Genomic DNA, 17,606 nt, shown 5'->3' on the forward strand with positions numbered 1-17,606 from the left:
AACATTTCATTCTTGACTATGGAGCTAATTTCCTCTATCGCATCTCATTCTTCTTTTAAAGTCGGGCTTTTAAAATGTCTTTTTTCAAAAACTTCCCTTAATCTTGTATACTTACTTGTCAGTAACTTACTGTGTGGTAAGGTTCTTCAACCGGGAACGGGAACTTTCAATCCTTGATGATCTGTATGATTTCCAAACCTCTTCTCTTGTGGTGTTGTACGGGAGGCGACGCGTGGGAAAAACGGAACTTGTAAGGGAATTTATCCGGTGTAAGAAAAGTATTTACCTTCTTGTTGAGGCAAAGACAGAAAAGCTTCTTCTACGGGATCTTGAGGATTCGATGGAGAGAGTTCTGGGGATCAGGCCGAGGTTGGATTCCTGGGATGACTTTTTTTGCTGATCTTTAAAATTCAGGAAAAGCTTGTGTTTGTTTTTGATGAGTTCCAGAACTTTTCCAGGGTAAACCCCGAACTGTTTTCGAAGTTTCAGAGGTACTGGGATGAGGGGCACAGGGATTCAAAGCATATGTTTCTGGTAATCGGTTCTTACGTGGGGCTGATGAAGAAGCTTTTTCAGGGAAGCAAAGAGCCGCTATTCGGGCGGGCTACGATGCTATTTAATATAAAATATTTTACATTCGAAAATAGTTTTGAGCTATTACGGGATTATTCGGAGATCAATATCGAGGAAGCTCTGAAAGTTTACTTCATGCTCGGGGGCGTGCCCAAGTATTTGCTCCTTGCAGGGGAATTCGGAAGAGCTGATGCTTTCAGGACTTTTGAGAGACTTTTCCTTGAACCCGGGATGCTTCTTGAAGAAGGGAAAAATATTCCGGTTCTGGAGTTCGGGTCTGAGCATAAGGCTTATTTCTCAATCCTTGAGGCAATAGCTATTGGAAAGGCAACTCCTGTCGAAATTGCAGCTTATACGGGAGTTGCTCCCAACACTGTGTCCAAATACCTTCACGAGCTCTTCTATGAATATGAAATTATAACTCGGGAGGAGCCTGTGATTGGAGCGAAGGAAAGAAGCAGGAGATACTTTTGCAGGATAATTTCTTCAGGTTCTGGTTTGCTTTTATATATCGGAATTACGGGGCTATTGAAATAGATCCCGAGATGGGAACAGAACTGATTTTGAAGGATCTGAACACTTATTTTGGGAAGACTTTTGAGAATGTAGCAGAGGAGTTCCTTATAAATCTCAACAAAAAAGGTATGCTACCGTTCAAGTTCACGGAAATCGGCAGATGGTGGGATAAAGGAGAAGAAATCGATCTTATAGCTTTCAATAAAGCTACCGGCGAGGCTTTGTTCTGCGAGGTCAAATGGAAAGACCTGCGCCAGCGGGGGACAGAGCAAATAACGGAAAAGTTGAAAGAAAAGGCTGTTAGGGTGAAAGGCAAATGGAAGTCTCACTATTGCCTGGTTGCAAAAAGTATAGAAGGCAAAAAGGAGCTCGGATTTCCAGCTTTTGATCTGGAGGATATGGAACAGGCTTTTTTTAAATGATCCAAAAACAGAAAGACTTTTCTTTAAATTTCCCCCCAACTACTTTTTAATTATTTTTTAATTCAAAAACTTCGTTCAAAAAACAAAAAATTATCCTTATATACGAAGCTTTTCCAAAAACATTGCTATCACGAAGAAATGAGGAATTGGTGATAGGAATGGCTAATGAAGACTATGAGATGATCGATAAGCTTGAGAGTATTGCAAAATCCCTACAAATCATGGCAGAATCTCAGAAGAGAATGGCTGATATTCTGGAGTTACTGGCACAGGAAAAAGAACTTATAGATTTGAAGTAGTGAGGCGCCGTCTAATATAAAAAAGGAAAAATTAAGCAAATAAATATCAGGGCACAGGATCAGAACACAGATGCTGATTTTAATTTAACCGGAGGTTTTTGCTTTCGACAGTTTAAGGGGACTTTTCCGGGAAAAATGTGTTGTAAGTGCCAGATTTATTTCCAGGGTCGAAGGGATACCGGATATTTTGAAAAAGGAAAATAAATTCTGCATTTGTTTTTCCGGAGTCTTGCTTGAGATTCTCAGACTTTTTCCGGATAGTTTCCTCTGAAGCATTTATTTTTGTTTCTTGTTTTAAAAGCTTGATTTCACTTCGTATATTCGCTCTGTATATTGTCCAGTATAAAGTTTCTTCTACTAATTCTGAAATGTTATCTAATGGCTTTGTCAAATCTGTTCTTTTTTGTACGTGACCGTGGGCTGTGTTCTTTTTTATATGTGACAAAGGGTTGTAAGCAAAATTCAAGTTTAATCTGAAAACTTAAAGATGATGCCAAAAAAACGTCAGGTTAGTATAAAAATCAAAAATATAGCAAATAAATATTAATCAATCATGTTTCTTAATATTTGTTCTTGCACTTATATATCAGTACATCTCAAATTAAGAACGGGGATTTGGAACTTTGGATGCAGAAAAAGCGTTAAAGTTGTGGATGGCTCTGATGTTTGTACTGATGCTTGGACTGCTGTTTATTCTGCTTATGGTCATTGCAAGTTAAGAATAAACAGTATATGTAGAAGATATTGTAGAAGGTATTGTAGAAGGTATTGTAGAAGATATTGTAGAAGATATTGTAGAAGATATCCATTTGCCTTAAAAGACACTATTTAGCGGGATTATCCCGTTTTTGATGGTTGATCCGGGTCCGGTCAAGTTAAAATCTTTTGCGCTAAAATGAGTGGAGCTAAAAGTGGCTGGAAATTAGCTAGTTTGTGTCTAAATTCGGTGAATATAAATATGGCTGAACATAGACTCAGTGAATACAAAAACGGCTTGATGTGAAGTGACAGCCCAATATAAAATTCAGTAGTTGAGAAAGGATTTTTGCAAATGGGAAGTAAAGCTTGATATGTGCGGCAATATTTATCCCCCTCCTTATCTTACCTCTTAATCAGGCGTATTCCCAGGCGCTGAGGATGCCTGACTTTAGAGGACTGGCAGCCGCTCCATTCCCCCCGTACTTTACTTCCACATTTGCTTTTCCGCCTTGGCGGCCTCACCTTTTCTTCTTAAGTCCTATCATCTCAGGAAGAAAAGGCACCATCATCGTTACGTTTATGTAAGTTTTTGCCCCCTTATCAGGGTATTCAGGTGTTATAATACCGGGGGACGGGAGTGGGGGATGAGAGCACTCTTCATGTTCAGGGAATAACTCTGCAACATTCGGGATGAATGAGTCGCCTGACCTGCAGTCCTTCTTGTCGCCTTCCGGACTACAGTTCCAAAATTCACCGGTTTTAAATAACAGGTATTCTCTTAACATGATAGATTTCCCACTAAAGTTAAACGCGATCATCGCATAAATTTCTTTCGAGAGTCCAGCTCTCAAATATCCCGGTAAAACACTCCACATTTTTTACTTATCTTTCTTTAATAAAGAATTTTTCCTCCCGTTTTTTTGAACGTATGGATGCCCTTCTGGACATAAAAAAATACTTTCACCCCGTATACCCGTAACTTAAATAAGATGAGTCAGAAACATCACAGCACTGCGGATTCATAAATAAGTATAGCTATTGTGTAAGTGTTGAAAATCTATTTACGTGGGACCATCTATAGCTGACTTATGCGTTGACGTCTGCTTTGATAAAGGCTTTGACTTTTTAAGAGTTCCCCGAAACTTTATATTCTGGCATGGTACGAGTTCTGCAAATTCAGGGATGAGATAATGGGCACTGATTACAGAGCATTGAGAGATAGTAAAAATGAACTTGAGTCCAGGGTATTAATGTCTGCCAGAATGCACTCCGTACTCCGTCAGTACTTCGGATATACGAATTTTCGTCCCCTGCAGGAGGAAATTATCAGGGATGTTCTGGACCGAAAAGATGTCTTCGTGCTCATGCCTACGGGAGGGGGTAAGTCAATCTGCTATCAGCTGCCTGCCCTTCTTCTGGAAGGGGTCACTGTTGTTGTTTCTCCCCTGATTTCCCTTATGAAAGACCAGGTTGACGGGCTTGAAGCAAACGGGATTGCTGCAGCCTGTATGAACAGTGCCCAGAGTGCCAGAGAAATCCGGGATGTTAAAACAGCTTTTCTGGATAACAGGTTAAAGATACTCTATATTGCACCCGAGAGGCTCATGATGCCCGGGACCATTGCCTTCCTGAAGAAGGGCAAAATTAGCCTTTTTGCAATCGATGAAGCCCACTGCATTTCTGAATGGGGCCATGATTTCCGGCCTGAGTATCGAAAACTGAAACTTCTGAGGGATCCGAAGACAGGGTTTCCTGATGTTCCGGCCATTGCACTCACGGCTACGGCTACCGGCAGGGTCAGAAAAGATATCATAACTCAGCTCGGACTTGATCTCGACCCGGAAAAAGGTCCTTACGTTGCCAGCTTTAACCGGAGCAACCTTTACTATGAGGTCAGACCGAAGAAAGATACCTTTTCCGAGATTACCGACTACCTGCTCAGGCACAGAAATGAAGCCGGGATCATTTATTGCCAGAGCCGGAACAACGTGGAAACCCTTACAAAAAAGCTTAATCTTGCAGGGTTCAGGGCTCTTCCCTATCATGCCGGACTTTCCGATTCCGAACGTGCCCGAAACCAGGAGATGTTCATAAAAGATGATGTGGACATAATAGTGGCGACAATCGCTTTCGGCATGGGGATCGACAAGTCCAATGTCCGTTTTGTAATCCACTATGATCTCCCCCGGAACCTTGAAAGCTATTACCAGGAAACAGGAAGAGGAGGCAGGGACGGCAGCCCATGCGAATGTATCCTTTTTTTCAGCAGGGGGGACCGCTTTAAAATTGAGTACTTTATTGCACAGAAAACAAATGAGAAAGAAAAGGACATCTCCCTTGTGCAGTTAAGGCAGATGGTAGCCTACTGCGAAGGAAATAAATGCAGACGCCAGTCACTCCTTGAGTACTTCGGAGAAGAGCTTCCAGCTCCATGCGGAAACTGTGATACCTGCCTCAAGCCTAAAGACACTTTTGACGGGACCGAAGCTGCCAGAAAAATGATCACCTGTATTCAGGAATTGAACCAGCGGTTTGGAACGAACTATGTTATTGATGTGCTCACAGGCTCAAAGAATAAAAAGGTCAGACAAAACCGCCATGAAAAGCTGAAATCTCATGGGAGCGGCAGGGAGTTTACAAAGGACCAGTGGAGGTCGATTGCTTCCGAAATGCTGAACACCGGGCTTCTTGAAGTAAGTGGGGCACAGTACCCTGTCCTGAAACTGAACTCTATGAGCAGGAAGATTTTGAAGGGCTCGGAGAGTGTTGAGCTTGTCTGTCCTGAGGGTTTTATTCCCGGATCCGAAGAGAGTTTTATCCCTCCGGCCCCTGCAGGTAAGGTCAAAGCAAAAACTGAAGATAATATACAGCCTTCTGCCACCGGATACTCAAATGCTACCGATATCCTTAAAAAAGCGAAGTTAGGAGGACTTCCCAGATCGGGGACAGAGTATGACCCTATTCTTTTTGAGAGGCTAAAAGCCCTGAGAAAAAAGATCGCTTTAAAGAGAAACCTACCCCCATACATCATTTTTTCCGATACCAGCCTGAAAGAAATGGCTTCAAAGTTCCCGCAAAGCCCTGAAGAGTTCCATTCTATCACAGGGGTAGGAGACCATAAACTCCGGAAATACGGGGACGATTTCCTCACGGAAATAGGGGATTACTGCAGGGACTACGGCTTAATTTCTGGTGAGAACGATGAAGACTCCGGAGATAGCGAACCTGTTCCCGATAAACAGAGAGAAACCTCAAAGGGCCGAACCCTCAAAAGTGCATCTTCAAAACTCGAAATTGAAGCCAAAGGGCTTGATTTTTCAAATCCTGTTTCAGAAATCGGTAACGGAAGCGCATCAGGGATATCATCCTCCGCCATCCTCCCCGAAAACTCTTCTGAAGCTCGTAGCTTGCCTGCAAAGAGAGTAAGGTATCTGGATATGAGTATCCAGGATTGGTCGGAAGTAGATTCTTCTGAAATTGATTCCTCTGAAATTGATTCTTCTGAAATCGATTCCCTTGAAATAGATCTGTTTGAACAGGCCTCGCTTGAAAAGACTTATTCTCTCTATTTGCAGGGTCTCGATATCGGTGAAATTGCAGAAATAGAAGGTTTGAGTATAAAAAATGCTTACAGGCAGTTTGAAAAGCTGATACTTGCCGGGAAGGTCCGAAAAATTGAAGGGCTTGTGCCGTCGGAAAGACAGCAGCAAATAAAAAAGGCAGTTGAAGTAATAGAAATTGAATTTGAATCCCTGCTTAGGGCGAGACTTGGAGAGAACTGCCAGGAAGAGGAAATGAAGCTTATAAGGGCTTTTCTCCTCTCAAAAATGCTTTTTTCAGTCCGAGGGGGTCGATTTTTTTCATGATTTCGATTTGTGGTTGATGGGGATACCCGCTCTTGCGGGTAAGAGGATACTTTCATTCCGTTTTTTAAATTCGGATTTTCTGGGTCATTGAGTTTTGAATATTTACTCCGATGGCTGTTTCTGGTAGTCTTCGCTGATAAACTGTCCTGAAATTGATTTTCCATGATTTTTCTTCTGGAACGATTTTAATCTTTTTCGGTACCGAATCGTTTTTTAAATAGCGACCCATACTTTTATGGGGAAGCCCAGAGGAGAAAAATAGCACAATCGAGCTTATCAGTCCGATGGGGGGTCAAAATAATTTGGAGAATGAACCTTTCGCAGCAGACGAAGGTGAAATGCTCGAAACCGGGGAAGGTACGAAGAGCTTACAGGAACAGGTAGAGGAGCAAAAAGCAAAACCTGTTTTGTTCGGGACCTTTGAGGGCGTCTTTGTTCCTAACTTGCTTACCATCCTCGGGGTAATCATGTACCTGCGGGAGGGCTGGGTCGTGGGAAATGCGGGGCTGTTCGGGGCCTGGCTGATCATCCTGATCTCTTTTGCCATCACAACCTGTACAGGGCTTTCTCTCTCCTCGATCACCACAAACATCCGCATAGGGGCCGGAGGAGCTTTTTCCATCATTTCCCAGTCTCTTGGGCTTGAAGTTGGGGGCAGTATAGGGATCCCTCTCTATCTTTCCCAGGCGCTGGCAGTTTCCATGTACATTTTCGGGATCAGAACTGGCTGGAGGTGGTTTTTTCCCGAGCATCCTGCCCTTTATATTGACCTTGCAGCCTTTATCCTGCTCTTCGTTATCGCCTACATCAGTGCCAGGCTCGCGTTCCGGATCCAGTACTTTATCCTTGTCGTGATTGTGGCTTCGCTGATTTCCGTTTTCTGGACCGGGTTCGGAGATTCAATGCAGGGGTCTGTGCAGTTATGGGGGAGTTTTCCGGGCTCACCTGAAACCGGATTTGTGGGGATAGGGTTCTGGGAAGTTTTTGCGGTTTACTTCCCTGCCGCAACCGGGATCATGGCAGGAGCCAACATGTCCGGAGAACTCAAAAACCCGCGGAAAAGCATTCCCTTAGGCACCCTGAGTGTCATAGGTATCAGCCTCTGCATCTACCTGGCTCTGGCTTACTGGTTTGCCCGCTCTGCAACTCCCGAGGAACTGGTAAGCAACTATACGATTATATTTGAAAAAGCGGCTTTCGGACCCATTGTGGTTGCAGGGCTGCTTGGGGCTACTTTTTCTTCAGCCCTTAACTCCATTGTGGGGGCCCCGAGAATTCTGCAGGCCCTGGGAGATCATGGGATTTTGCCGAAAAGTGAGTGGTTTTCCCAAAAAACCGAACGAGGAGAACCCAGAAATGCCATTCTGTTTACAGGGACAATTGTACTCGGAGCCCTTATGCTTCGGAACCTTAATTCCGTAGCGCCTCTGATTACCATGTTTTTCCTGATCACCTATTCCATGATCAATGTGGTGGTCTTTATCGAGCAGAACCTGAAACTGGTGAGTTTCAGGCCCCTGTTCAAAATCCCCCTTTTAGTGTCCTTTCTGGGAGCGGCAGGCAGTCTTTTTGCAATGTTCATCATTAACCCGGGTTTCAGCCTTCTGGCAGTGGTTGTGGTCCTTCTGATCCATAACTATCTCCTCCGCAAGCACCTGAAAGCTCCTTTCGGGGATGTCCGAAGCGGGCTCTTTGTGGCAGTTGCCGAGTGGGCGGCAAAGAAAACAAACTCTATGACGTCTTCCAGCGAGCGGATCTGGAAAGCCAATCTTCTGGTACCTGTGGAAGATCCCCGGGAGCTGAGGGGAACTTTTTATTTTCTCAGAGATATCACCTACCCCAAAGGTTCAGTCAAACTCCTGGGCCTATCAGGCAAAACAGATGAAGAAAATCTTCTCTCCCATCTGTCTTCAATGAGTGAAGGCTTTCAGGAAGAAGGGGTTTTTTCTTCCTGGACCATTATTGACACTGCAGAATTCGAAGAGAACCTGGTTGTAGGCATGGAAGCACTTACAGGTTCTTTTTTCCGTCCCAGTATTCTCTTTTTAAGCCTCCCCGAAAGCAGGGACAGGGACGAGGAGATCCGGGAAATCATAAGGAAAGCTTCCATGTACAGGATGGGAGTTCTTCTTTTCTCAAAGCATCCTCAAGCCGGGCTCGGAAGACAAAATTTAATTAATCTCTGGATTGAGAATAGGGGTCTTGATTGGAACATCAGCATGGAACTCGGAAATATGGACCTCGCCCTGCTCATAGCATATAAGCTCAAGAGTAACTGGAAAGCTTCCCTTAGCTTTATGACCTTCGCACCCACTACTATCCAGGCCCAGGCTGCCGAAAACTTCCTGCAGTCCCTGGCTGAACTGGCCCGGGTCCCAAACGTAAAGATGCAGATATTGCGTGAAAATCCTGTAAAAAGCTCCAAACTCCCTTTCGCATCCCTGCACATCTTCAGCCTCGACCCCACTCCGGACCTGGATCTGGCCAGAAACCTGATGGAAAAGGCTGGTTCTTCATGCCTTTTTGCCCTGGATTCCGGGGAGGAAAACGCCCTTGCCTGAGAAAGGTTTTTCAAGATTCTTTTATTATATCTCTCGGTTTTGTTTGTCATAAACACAAGTTACAGACATCCTTGAGTCTTTCGGGGAAGAAATTTCCGGAGAATGCGGAAAATGTGGCTCCTTTCATTATCTACCTATCAGAAAATAAAATCAGGTAAGAACTTCCGTTAAGAAATAGTGAATGAGATCTCCCAATATCACTGCCAGAACGAAACTTGCTGTTAGAGGGATCATGAATGGGAGCCCTGGAGTTATCCAAACAGTGCCGTCAAGGAGTCCGTGCTCTTCATGGGCTTCAAGTCTGGAGACCATATTCTTGTTTACATTAATTCCTCTGCCTGCAAAAAAAGGGTTTAATTTCCCGTTATTCAGCTCAAAACGTTCAGCTAGCCGGATATGCCTGCCCTTCTCCAAAAGTTTTCGCATGTCCCTAATGTTTATCCTGTATGCAAAAAGCATATAAAATGGCTTTCTGAGCATATCAGGAGTAAAGTGAAGAGTGTTGTAACAGAAAATCCCCAAAGGAACGATGGCTGTAAGAAGGACGGAATTCTCAAGAACCGTAAGTGAAAAGAGCCCTGCGGGGGGAAGTCCGAGCAGAGGAAAAGTGTAGCCGTAGAATTCCAGTACAGGGTAAACAGGAACAAGAGTCCCGATTGCGATCAGGGCTTTTGCGTCTGCACCTCCGAAAAACCTTAGCCTGAAAAGCAAATAAGCAAGAAAAAAACTGGAAAAAAAAGAAAAAACTAACTTGAGCAGAAATAAAATTCCCCCCTCCACAATTTCATAGATTAAGAAGCCTGAAAGGGAAAGAAGCATAAGCTCCCATATACGATTTGGGACCCTGCGGGTTTTCAGGTCCAGGTAAGAAGAGTAAAGGAGAAAAGGCAGACAGGCTGCCAACTTCAAAACTTCTATCATGTGTATTTTTCTGCTCTTTTGCTTTTTTGTTTCTCCAGTTACAATCTTTTTTCGTACTGGTTTTTATTATTTTCTGTATTTTCAAAGTTTTTCCCATTTTTTGAGCTCCATGATTTCTGAAAGGGTTCCCCCCCTCCGGATCTCATCGAAGATTCTCTTTTCGGTTTTATTGACTTCTTTTGCCCTTCTTGCAAGTTCGTAGGCCTGTTCCTTCGGGACAACTACAACTCCGCTTTCATCGCCGATTATATAGTCTCCTGGTTTTACATTCTGGCTTCCGCAGGTGATTTCGGCATTGATTTCTCCAAAACCTTTCGGGTCTCCGGCATTGGGGACTGTATTGCTTGTATAAATAGGGAGTCCCAGAGTTTCGACCTCGTCGATATCCCTTACAGCCCCTTCTATTACCACACCTGCAATTCCCTTATTCAGGCTGCTCAGGGTTGCAAGCCCTCCCCAGCAGGCAATGTCCTTATTTTCATTATAAATTACTATTACATCTCCTTCTTTTGCAATATCAATGGCTTCAACCGTTTTTGCCCAGTCCCCGGCAAAACACTGGACCGTAACTGCAGTTCCCACCATTTTTCCTCTTACAAGAGGGTGAATGCCTTTCATTGCGCCTTTTCTGTGCATCGCATCCGAGATATTCGAGGTAGAGACTTCTTTAAATATCTCCCTTATTTCCTGGTCTACGGTTCCCCTGTCCCGAATATCTACAGAGTCGGGAGAGTCCACACTTTGCCTTATTTTTTTCGCAGCTTCGGTCACATTGTCAGAGCGGGTTATGTTCCCTCCAACTATCACAATCCTGGCCCCGGCTTTGACTGCTTTGGCTGCGCCTTCAGCGTCAAGCCCTCCGGCTACTGCGAGCTGTATACTTACTTTTTCTGAGATTTCCATTAAAATGGATATCGGATCTTTTCCAACCATCTGCTGGTCGATGCCTACATGGACATTTATATAGTCCACACCCAGAGCTTCAAGATCCACTGCCCTTTTTATGGGTTCCGGGGCCGAGATAAGGTCTGCCATCACCCGGATTCCATATTTGTGGGCTGAACGGAGTGCGTCGAGAATTGTAGAATCATCCGCACTTCCGAGGATGATAGCTACGTCCGCACCGGCTTTTGCAGCCATCTCAACTTCCATGGCTCCGGTATCTACGGTTTTCATGTCGGCAAGAATTGTCCTGTCCGGAAAAGCTTTCCTCATGGTACGAATTGCGTCCATGCCCTCACTTTTGATCAGGGGGGTCCCTATCTCGATCCAGTCAGCCCCTCCTGTGACTGCTTCCTTTGCAATCTCAACTGCACGGTCAAGTTCCAGAAGATCAAGTGCAACTTGAATTATGGGAACGATAATATCACCTCTATCGGGAAACCGAGAAATGTGAAAAATTGAGTTTTTGCATCGGTTTCCTCCTGGTTTTATTTTGTGTAAATATTATTGTATACTTTAAATTTTATTATATGTTTTAACTTTTGTTATACGTTTTAAATTTTCATTATAATCTTAAATTATAAGTACTACTTTTATTACTTTTTTTACTTGCCTGTTCCCCCTGTGCATTTCTTAGTACCCGTTTTCAGTATATTAGTTCTTCATTATCTATGTTGCTCTTTTCTGGATATTTTTTCCTTTGAATGTTTCTGTTTTTAGTGTTTTTGTTGTTTCGCCTTCTCAACCGAAAATTCTGCATTTTAATAGCTGTTACGAAAATTTTTTATCCGGGAGAACAATTTAGTTGTCGGGGATAGATTATGGACATTAAAACAGATGATGAAGAAAACTTTTCCCAAAAATATATCACTGAAGAAGAACGCAAACAGCTATTATCGGCTCTACATTCCCGCCTCTTCTGGGTCGGGCAGTATATTCCGCATAATGTAGAAATTGAAGGGAAAACATATCCTCTTCACGACTATGTATGGGAACTGATCCAGAAAGAAAACCTGACTGAAGACGAAAAGTCTCAGATAGATAAATGCATCGATTTTATTTCGAAAATAGAAAAAAAGGACGAAAAGGAGCTTGAAGAGAAACCCCTTACAGAGGGACAGGCAGAAGCTCTTTACCGCGAGACTGCAGGCCTTATGCGTGCGATAACGGATCTTAAAGAAATAGAAAGCGGGGCTCTTAAACAGAGTACAAAACGTTTTCAGGAGCAGTTTGTCGGCCAGAGAGTAAGAGACGCCAGGCTCTGGCTTGATTTCATAAAGAAAGTCTCAAAGTAAAGTGGTATGACAGGGATGGAAGTCAATGTTTAACTGCTGCAGCACTAACATGGAAAACTTTCGGAGCAAAAGTTATATCTCTGGGAATCATTTATCAAAATTGGATGTCATTTAAGAACCGGCACGTCATCTCAATGAAAGATTTTTCGCGGGAAGAAATTGACCATGTTCTGGACACTGCAGAAAAACTTGAACCTGTAGCCAGGGGTGAGGAAAGGTCCAGGCTGCTGGACGGAAAAATTGTTTCTCTTCTTTTTTTTGAACCAAGCACAAGAACAAGGCTGTCTTTTGAGGCTGCTACCCAGAGGCTTGGAGGGCAGGCGCTGAACCTGGGCTCGGTTGAGGCAAGTTCTGTCATGAAAGGGGAAAACCTTGCCGATACTATCCGTGTAATCAGTAAATATGCTGACCTTATCGTGCTACGCCACCCCCTGGACGGATCGGCACGTATGGCTGCGGAATTTGCAAGTGTCCCTGTGATCAACGGGGGAGACGGCTCTGTCCATCACCCGACCCAGACTTTTCTTGACCTCTATACAATCCGCAGGGAAAGCCATCTTGAAGGCCTGAAAATCGCCATGGCAGGGGATCTTAAATACGGAAGAACCGTCCATTCCCTTTGCCATGCCCTGTCCCTTTACGGAGCAGAAATGACCTTTGTTTCGCCTCCGGAACTCCGGATGCCCCCTGAAATTGTCCGGGATCTCAAGAAGCAAAAGATCCGCGTAAGGGAAACCGATTCTCTTGAGGAGATAATAGGAGACGTCGAAGTCCTGTATATGACAAGAGTTCAGAGGGAACGCTTCCCGGATCCCGAAGAATACGAAAAGGTTAAAAACAGGCTGAAAGTTACAGGCGACCTTTTAAAAGCTGCAGATCCCAACCTCAAGATACTTCATCCTCTCCCAAGGGTAAATGAGATCGCTCCCGAAGTGGATTCAACTCCTCACGCATGTTATTTCGAGCAGGCTTTCTACGGAGTCCCGATAAGGATGGCTCTGCTTGCTCTGGCAATGGGGGTGATTGAGTGAAGGAAAAAAGGGACCTGAAAATCCAGGCAATTGAGAATGGGACTGTAATTGATCACATAACTGCCGGACAGGCTCTGAATGTCCTACGTATTCTGGGAATTTCCAGTGCTTTTCGGACAACCGTCAGCTTTGTTATGAACGCGCCCGGAGCGAGAGGTAAAAAAGACGTTGTTAAGATCGAGGGCAAGGAACTCAGTGTTGAGGAACTTAACCGGATAGCCCTTATCTCTCCCAAAGCCACAATTAATATCATAAGGGACTTTGAAGTGGTTCAGAAAAATAAAGTCGTGCTCCCGTCTTATGTGGAAGGCGTTGTCCGCTGTATGAATTCAAACTGCATCTCCAACAGCAACGAGCCCATAAAATCCAAATTTTTAGTTCTTCAGTCCGAAGAAGAAGGAGTTTCCCTTCACTGCCTGTACTGCGATCACGTAATCTCCGAAGAAATTGCGGAAAATTTACTGTAGAGGTTCTTAGTGTAAATTTTGCTTTCAGGTTTTTTTCCTTCAGGTTTTTTGTGGAAATAAGTACAGCTTCAAGTACAGCTTCCGAATATGTTTTTTTAGGGGTCGGAATGGAAAAGAATATGAGATCTGGAGGGTAAATCATAAAAGTAGATCTGGATTTGAGGAAATAGTTTATGCTGAAAGATGAAAACAGGACAAACGAGACAGATGCTGAATATATCAGTTATCAGGAACGCAACAAACTCCTCTGGAGCCTCAGGAGCGAGTTTGCCTGGGCCGGGAAGAAAATCCCCGAATGCGTGGAGATAGATGGAGAGGAGTACAGGCTCGGGGACATGGTCAGGGACCTTGGAGAAAAAGGATTTCCTGGGACGGATGAAGCTGCCGAGATCAGGGCTCTTATCCCAAAACTGAAGGAAAGGGTAAAAGCAGACGAAGAACTGCTCGAAACCAAGGAACTCACAAGGGACGAGGCAGAAGCCCTCTATGAAGAAGCAGTCGGACTTTTAAGGGGGGCAATGGAGCTAAAGGATAAGCTTGAGGGGAAAAGCGGGGAAAAAAGCGTTGATGAATTTAAGCGGATGCTCAATACCCAGAAGGTAGTGGACGAAAAGCGTTTTCAGGAGCTTATTAAAAGTTTGAAGTAACGAGTTTGTTTTTTGTTCTTTGATACCGAGATCTGCAGGATGTCATCTTTTAGCAGCACGAGAGGCTTGAACAGGTGTCTGCGAATGATTACCTTTTCAGGAGTTAACATCACAGTATTACGGTTATAAAGATTAAAGCCAAAAAAGCCAGATGCATGATAAAGAAGGGAAAGATATCTAGAAAGAAATTTCCATAAAAACATATTTCCGAAATGATAAAAACTATCATTGCTGGAATAACTATTCTTATAATTCCTATATCTCTGGAAAGACTGACCTGTGCTTTCAGAACTTTACCCTCCTCCAGACCTGCGGCAGGGGGTACTATCTGGCTCCCGTTTTCCGGTTTAAAACTGCAGAACCAGTCTTTTTTCCTTTCTTCTTGGAGGGAATTTTTCATCGGGCACCAGCTCATTAATTTTCTGAAATATCTCACAAAAATCATTTCATACGCCTTCACAAGTGCCTTTCAATAGATGATCTAATCTCTTCAGCCAAGGCTTCGTACGTAATTACTTTTTTGATTTTGATGCACAGTTTCGTATTCAAATTCCAAAGTTGAGCAGTTTTGTAAGCTCTTCCGGTTTTTCGGTATATATCCAAAGTTTCAGGTTTGAGTATGTGGTCACTTTAAGAGTCTGCTGATAAGGCGCTCGTAGCTCAAAGTAATAAAAAAACACAAGAAGATATGTCACTGTCAAGGACTGTGAAAGAAATAAGCTGAGTTTTGCGGAGGCTGAGGCTGCTGCTTCCAGTTGCAAATCCCTTACAATCCTTTCTACGGTGCGAAGCAGTATAATGGGAAGGGTAACAAGAAAAACTAAGCGCGTCGGCCAGCGCAGGGAACGGTTTTCGTTTCTTGTCACCGATATTTGTATGATATCCTTCTTTTCAATCACAACTGGCTTACGTATAGGCCTTTTGACTATGATTTTTTCAGGCATCACCGCAACAGTACTGGGATGATGGGAAAGTAATAGCACTATGAGGGATAAATACAGAACAAGCTTTGAAAGGATAATTAAAAAAGAGCTTTCGGGACTATATGTCCATAGAAGTAAGGAGATTATTAATGCGAAGACGAGGATTATCAAGGCCCACCAATCTGGAAATAAGTTTACCTGCGCCTTAAAAATTCTACTTTCCTGAAGGTTTACGGGAGAGGAACCCAACTCAACAATCCTATTTTCTAATTTAAAATCAGGATAGTTGTCTTCCTGCTTTCTTTTCCAGAGGGATTTTTTCATCGGGCACCAGCCCATCAATTTTCGGATAGATTCGATAAAAGCCATTTCATATACCCTCATATTGCCTTGCAATAAGCGATTTAGTCTCTTCAGCTAAGGTTTCATCTGTGGAATGATAAGGGTCCCTCAACAACAGGGATTGGTTTCAATATCAGCTGCGTATTCAGATTCCGATGTAGGTTTTTTCCTTTATCTCTTACTCCTCTTCTTTTTTGAGAATTCCTGTGAGTTTTTCAGGATCATCGGTAAAGAAACTTAGTTCCAGGTTTGAACGTGCAGTAACTTTAAGAATCCGCTGATAAGGCGCCATGAGTTCGAAGTTATAAAATATCACAAGAAACATTACTAATACTGTAAGATTCAACAGAAATAGGCTGAGATCAATGTATTCCGGAAATGACCTCTCCATTTCCTGCAAAGTTGGCATTATCTCTTTTACAAAGTAAAGTGGTATAAAAACAACGTAAATTGAGCGGACCAGCCAGCGCAGGTAATGATTTTCTGTCCTTGTTACCGAGATTTGCATGACGTCTTCTTTTTCGATTACAAGTGGTTTACGCATAGGTCTCTTGATTATGATTTTTCCGGATGTTACTTCAGCAATATTGGGTCTGTTAAGAAATAATATGAGAGGTATAAGGAACATAATAAGACCTGAAAATATGATCAAAAAGGAGTCTTCAGGAATATATATCCATAGAAGCAGGGAGATTATTAATGTGAAAATAGCAACTATTACAGTCCACCTGTCAAAGAGACTATATCGCACCTTAAGAATTTTGTTTCTCCTCAGGTTTACAGGAGAGGGGTCCAATTGAATACTTCCATTTCCCATTTTAGAGAACGGGTAGTTGCCTTCCTGCCACCCGTTCCCGAGGGAATTTTTCATCGGGCACCAGCCCATTAATTTTCGGAAAGCTTCGATCACAGTCATTTCATACGCCCTCAAGATGCCTTTCAATAGACGACTTAATCTCTGCAGCCGAGGCTTCATCTGTGATCAGGGAATAGTAGGGAGTCAATTCATACCATCTTTTGTGTCTGGTCTTGATGTACAGCTGTGTATTCAGGTCCCGGAACCGAGTCTTTTGTTTCCGATCTCCAAATAGTATGAAGGGAAGCATGGAGATCAATAGCAAGGGTATTTTCCATTCTCCTTTTACTACAGTCATGTGGTAGACCACAAATGCACAAAAAATTACACCGAGAATCAGAAGAAGGTTCATTTCCTTTGAACGCTTTTCAATCCTGTACGAACCCACTCTTTCAATCTCTTCATAAGGAATTTCCAATCTCTTCAGCTTGAAGGCCTGCAGATGTACCCCGAATCTATCTACAAGAACTGCTGCATCGAGGGTTTTGAGAAATAGAAAGTAGTAACAACTGTTAATCAGTAAGAGGCCGGCCAGGAAGAAAGAAATGTCCCCCGGATACCTCAGAAGCAGGCTGATACCTGTATAAAATAAGAAAAAAATAAGAGTTGCATTTGCACGAAAAACTACGTTTGAAGTTCGGAACTCCGGTGAATTTCCTGTTTTTCCGGAAACCGGAATCAAGTTTGCAAAAGAACAGGATTGTTTTGTTTGCTGTGCTGTGTTCTTGCAAATCGGGCACCATCCCATTAGTTTTTTGATATACTCCATGTTCACAGCCATTATTTTTCTCCTTCAGTTATTTGCATTGAAAATCTCTTTCCGATGAAACAGGTAGATTGCCATGATAATAACCCCCCCTACAGCCGTCACCACTCCCCAGGATATCGGCCTCCAGGTGACGATGTTTCCCAGGAACGTCTCCTTTTCGAAGTAGTTCCCGGCACGAATATTCTGTGCATCATAATACATGGCAGCGGCGCTCAGGATAATGAAGATCGGAAGTAACTCATGTCGATACGCTATTGGGAGCAGCCAGACCAGAGCAAGGAGAATCAAGAGTATATTCTCCCTGTAGCCGGGTTGATCTCTTCCTGCAATACCGGCAGGATCCGGGGAAGTTTCCGGCCCGGGAGCCCGGGCCACCTTCCGTGCATTCTCATACTCTGCTTTAGTACTCATGTACCGGGGTGCCTTTGCATTAGGGCACCAGCCCATCATTTTTCGGATAGATTCGATAAAAGCCAT

At 43.5% G+C, this 17,606-nt stretch carries 19 protein-coding genes; 10 read left to right on the forward strand and 9 right to left on the reverse strand.

Annotated features, from left to right (window positions below; all coding sequences use genetic code 11):
* Window positions 1–115 precede the first annotated feature (115 nt).
* The 4 genes from MSSIT_RS21495 (at window position 116) to MSSIT_RS23815 (ending at window position 1,810) form a co-directional block, all read left to right on the forward strand.
* A complete protein-coding gene (locus MSSIT_RS21495; RefSeq protein WP_197080309.1) occupies window positions 116–400 on the forward strand; it encodes an AAA family ATPase in 285 nt (94 codons plus the stop codon).
* Window positions 394–1,110 carry an AAA family ATPase gene (locus MSSIT_RS21500; RefSeq protein ID WP_052721745.1) on the forward strand — a complete coding sequence of 239 codons (717 nt, stop codon included), beginning with the start codon at window positions 394–396 and terminating at the stop codon, window positions 1,108–1,110. The genes MSSIT_RS21495 and MSSIT_RS21500 overlap by 7 nt, the downstream gene beginning before the upstream one ends.
* An 8-nt stretch (window positions 1,111–1,118) precedes the next feature.
* The gene (locus tag MSSIT_RS21505; protein ID WP_052721746.1) at window positions 1,119–1,511 is read left to right on the forward strand and encodes a DUF234 domain-containing protein; all 393 of its coding nucleotides are present in this window, start codon (window positions 1,119–1,121) and stop codon (window positions 1,509–1,511) included.
* Window positions 1,512–1,669: 158 nt separating this feature from the next.
* The gene (locus MSSIT_RS23815; RefSeq protein WP_156157520.1) at window positions 1,670–1,810 is read left to right on the forward strand and encodes a hypothetical protein; all 141 of its coding nucleotides are present in this window, start codon (window positions 1,670–1,672) and stop codon (window positions 1,808–1,810) included.
* A gap of 112 nt (window positions 1,811–1,922) precedes the next feature.
* On the opposite strand, the gene MSSIT_RS23820 is transcribed toward MSSIT_RS23815, so the two are convergent.
* The gene (locus MSSIT_RS23820) at window positions 1,923–2,255 is read right to left on the reverse strand and encodes a hypothetical protein (protein ID WP_156157521.1); all 333 of its coding nucleotides are present in this window, start codon (window positions 2,253–2,255) and stop codon (window positions 1,923–1,925) included.
* A 772-nt stretch (window positions 2,256–3,027) separates the two neighbouring features.
* Complete coding sequence (locus tag MSSIT_RS20475) at window positions 3,028–3,384, reverse strand: hypothetical protein (RefSeq protein WP_156158921.1); 357 nt, start codon at window positions 3,382–3,384, stop codon at window positions 3,028–3,030.
* A 315-nt stretch (window positions 3,385–3,699) separates the two neighbouring features.
* Between MSSIT_RS20475 and recQ the strand changes: the two genes are divergently transcribed.
* Together recQ and MSSIT_RS20485 are read left to right on the forward strand one after the other, a co-directional pair.
* Window positions 3,700–6,375 (forward strand): DNA helicase RecQ, encoded by a 2,676-nt coding sequence (gene recQ, locus MSSIT_RS20480; RefSeq protein WP_082089093.1) that lies wholly within the window; start codon window positions 3,700–3,702, stop codon window positions 6,373–6,375.
* A gap of 302 nt (window positions 6,376–6,677) precedes the next feature.
* A complete protein-coding gene (locus MSSIT_RS20485) occupies window positions 6,678–8,936 on the forward strand; it encodes an amino acid permease (RefSeq protein ID WP_231590155.1) in 2,259 nt (752 codons plus the stop codon).
* Between the two features lie 150 nt (window positions 8,937–9,086).
* Here MSSIT_RS20485 and MSSIT_RS20490 read toward each other — a convergent pair whose 3' ends face one another.
* Both MSSIT_RS20490 and hxlA read right to left on the reverse strand, forming a co-directional pair.
* Window positions 9,087–9,857, reverse strand: a complete 771-nt coding sequence (locus MSSIT_RS20490; protein WP_048174305.1) for an A24 family peptidase C-terminal domain-containing protein — start codon at window positions 9,855–9,857, stop codon at window positions 9,087–9,089.
* An 81-nt stretch (window positions 9,858–9,938) separates the two neighbouring features.
* Complete coding sequence (gene hxlA / locus MSSIT_RS20495) at window positions 9,939–11,186, reverse strand: 3-hexulose-6-phosphate synthase (protein WP_048174306.1); 1,248 nt, start codon at window positions 11,184–11,186, stop codon at window positions 9,939–9,941.
* Between the two features lie 434 nt (window positions 11,187–11,620).
* Between hxlA and MSSIT_RS20500 the strand changes: the two genes are divergently transcribed.
* The 4 genes from MSSIT_RS20500 to MSSIT_RS20515 all read left to right on the forward strand — a co-directional run bounded on the left by MSSIT_RS20500 (window position 11,621) and on the right by MSSIT_RS20515 (window position 14,239).
* Complete coding sequence (locus MSSIT_RS20500) at window positions 11,621–12,094, forward strand: DUF5788 family protein (protein WP_048174307.1); 474 nt, start codon at window positions 11,621–11,623, stop codon at window positions 12,092–12,094.
* A 104-nt stretch (window positions 12,095–12,198) separates the two neighbouring features.
* Window positions 12,199–13,125: an aspartate carbamoyltransferase gene (gene pyrB, locus MSSIT_RS20505; protein WP_048174308.1), complete on the forward strand. Its 927-nt coding sequence runs from the start codon at window positions 12,199–12,201 to the stop codon at window positions 13,123–13,125.
* Window positions 13,122–13,592: an aspartate carbamoyltransferase regulatory subunit gene (pyrI, locus tag MSSIT_RS20510; protein WP_048174309.1), complete on the forward strand. Its 471-nt coding sequence runs from the start codon at window positions 13,122–13,124 to the stop codon at window positions 13,590–13,592. The genes pyrB and pyrI overlap by 4 nt, the downstream gene beginning before the upstream one ends.
* A gap of 173 nt (window positions 13,593–13,765) precedes the next feature.
* On the forward strand, window positions 13,766–14,239 hold the full coding sequence (locus tag MSSIT_RS20515) for a DUF5788 family protein (protein WP_048174310.1): 474 nt from the start codon (window positions 13,766–13,768) through the stop codon (window positions 14,237–14,239).
* Window positions 14,240–14,348: 109 nt separating this feature from the next.
* Here MSSIT_RS20515 and MSSIT_RS20520 read toward each other — a convergent pair whose 3' ends face one another.
* From MSSIT_RS20520 to MSSIT_RS20540, 5 genes are all read right to left on the reverse strand, one after another.
* Complete coding sequence (locus tag MSSIT_RS20520) at window positions 14,349–14,684, reverse strand: hypothetical protein (protein ID WP_148706116.1); 336 nt, start codon at window positions 14,682–14,684, stop codon at window positions 14,349–14,351.
* Window positions 14,685–14,784: 100 nt separating this feature from the next.
* Entirely contained in the window at window positions 14,785–15,531 is a 747-nt protein-coding gene (locus MSSIT_RS20525) for a DUF1673 family protein (protein ID WP_231590163.1), read from the reverse strand.
* Window positions 15,532–15,682: 151 nt separating this feature from the next.
* Window positions 15,683–16,420 (reverse strand): DUF1673 domain-containing protein, encoded by a 738-nt coding sequence (locus MSSIT_RS20530; RefSeq protein WP_048174313.1) that lies wholly within the window; start codon window positions 16,418–16,420, stop codon window positions 15,683–15,685.
* Window position 16,421: 1 nt separating this feature from the next.
* Entirely contained in the window at window positions 16,422–17,141 is a 720-nt protein-coding gene (locus tag MSSIT_RS20535; RefSeq protein WP_048174314.1) for a DUF1673 family protein, read from the reverse strand.
* Between the two features lie 12 nt (window positions 17,142–17,153).
* On the reverse strand, window positions 17,154–17,606 hold the full coding sequence (locus MSSIT_RS20540; RefSeq protein ID WP_048174315.1) for a DUF1673 family protein: 453 nt from the start codon (window positions 17,604–17,606) through the stop codon (window positions 17,154–17,156).

Source organism: Methanosarcina siciliae T4/M, assembly GCF_000970085.1.
Taxonomy (GTDB): Archaea; Halobacteriota; Methanosarcinia; order Methanosarcinales; family Methanosarcinaceae; genus Methanosarcina; species Methanosarcina siciliae.

Bases quoted from the DNA above. Each gene is read 5' to 3' on its own strand.
- MSSIT_RS21505 (WP_052721746.1), top strand. From the start codon at position 1,119: ATGGGAACAGAACTGATTTTGAAGGATCTGAACACTTATTTTGGGAAG.
- MSSIT_RS23815 (WP_156157520.1), top strand. From the start codon at position 1,670: ATGGCTAATGAAGACTATGAGATGATCGATAAGCTTGAGAGTATTGCA.
- MSSIT_RS20475 (WP_156158921.1), bottom strand. From the start codon at position 3,384: ATGTGGAGTGTTTTACCGGGATATTTGAGAGCTGGACTCTCGAAAGAA.
- recQ (WP_082089093.1), top strand. From the start codon at position 3,700: ATGGGCACTGATTACAGAGCATTGAGAGATAGTAAAAATGAACTTGAG.
- MSSIT_RS20490 (WP_048174305.1), bottom strand. From the start codon at position 9,857: ATGATAGAAGTTTTGAAGTTGGCAGCCTGTCTGCCTTTTCTCCTTTAC.
- MSSIT_RS20500 (WP_048174307.1), top strand. From the start codon at position 11,621: ATGGACATTAAAACAGATGATGAAGAAAACTTTTCCCAAAAATATATC.
- pyrB (WP_048174308.1), top strand. From the start codon at position 12,199: ATGTCATTTAAGAACCGGCACGTCATCTCAATGAAAGATTTTTCGCGG.
- MSSIT_RS20515 (WP_048174310.1), top strand. From the start codon at position 13,766: ATGCTGAAAGATGAAAACAGGACAAACGAGACAGATGCTGAATATATC.
- MSSIT_RS20520 (WP_148706116.1), bottom strand. From the start codon at position 14,684: ATGATTTTTGTGAGATATTTCAGAAAATTAATGAGCTGGTGCCCGATG.
- MSSIT_RS20525 (WP_231590163.1), bottom strand. From the start codon at position 15,531: ATGGCTTTTATCGAATCTATCCGAAAATTGATGGGCTGGTGCCCGATG.
- MSSIT_RS20530 (WP_048174313.1), bottom strand. From the start codon at position 16,420: ATGACTGTGATCGAAGCTTTCCGAAAATTAATGGGCTGGTGCCCGATG.
- MSSIT_RS20535 (WP_048174314.1), bottom strand. From the start codon at position 17,141: ATGGCTGTGAACATGGAGTATATCAAAAAACTAATGGGATGGTGCCCG.
- MSSIT_RS20540 (WP_048174315.1), bottom strand. From the start codon at position 17,606: ATGGCTTTTATCGAATCTATCCGAAAAATGATGGGCTGGTGCCCTAAT.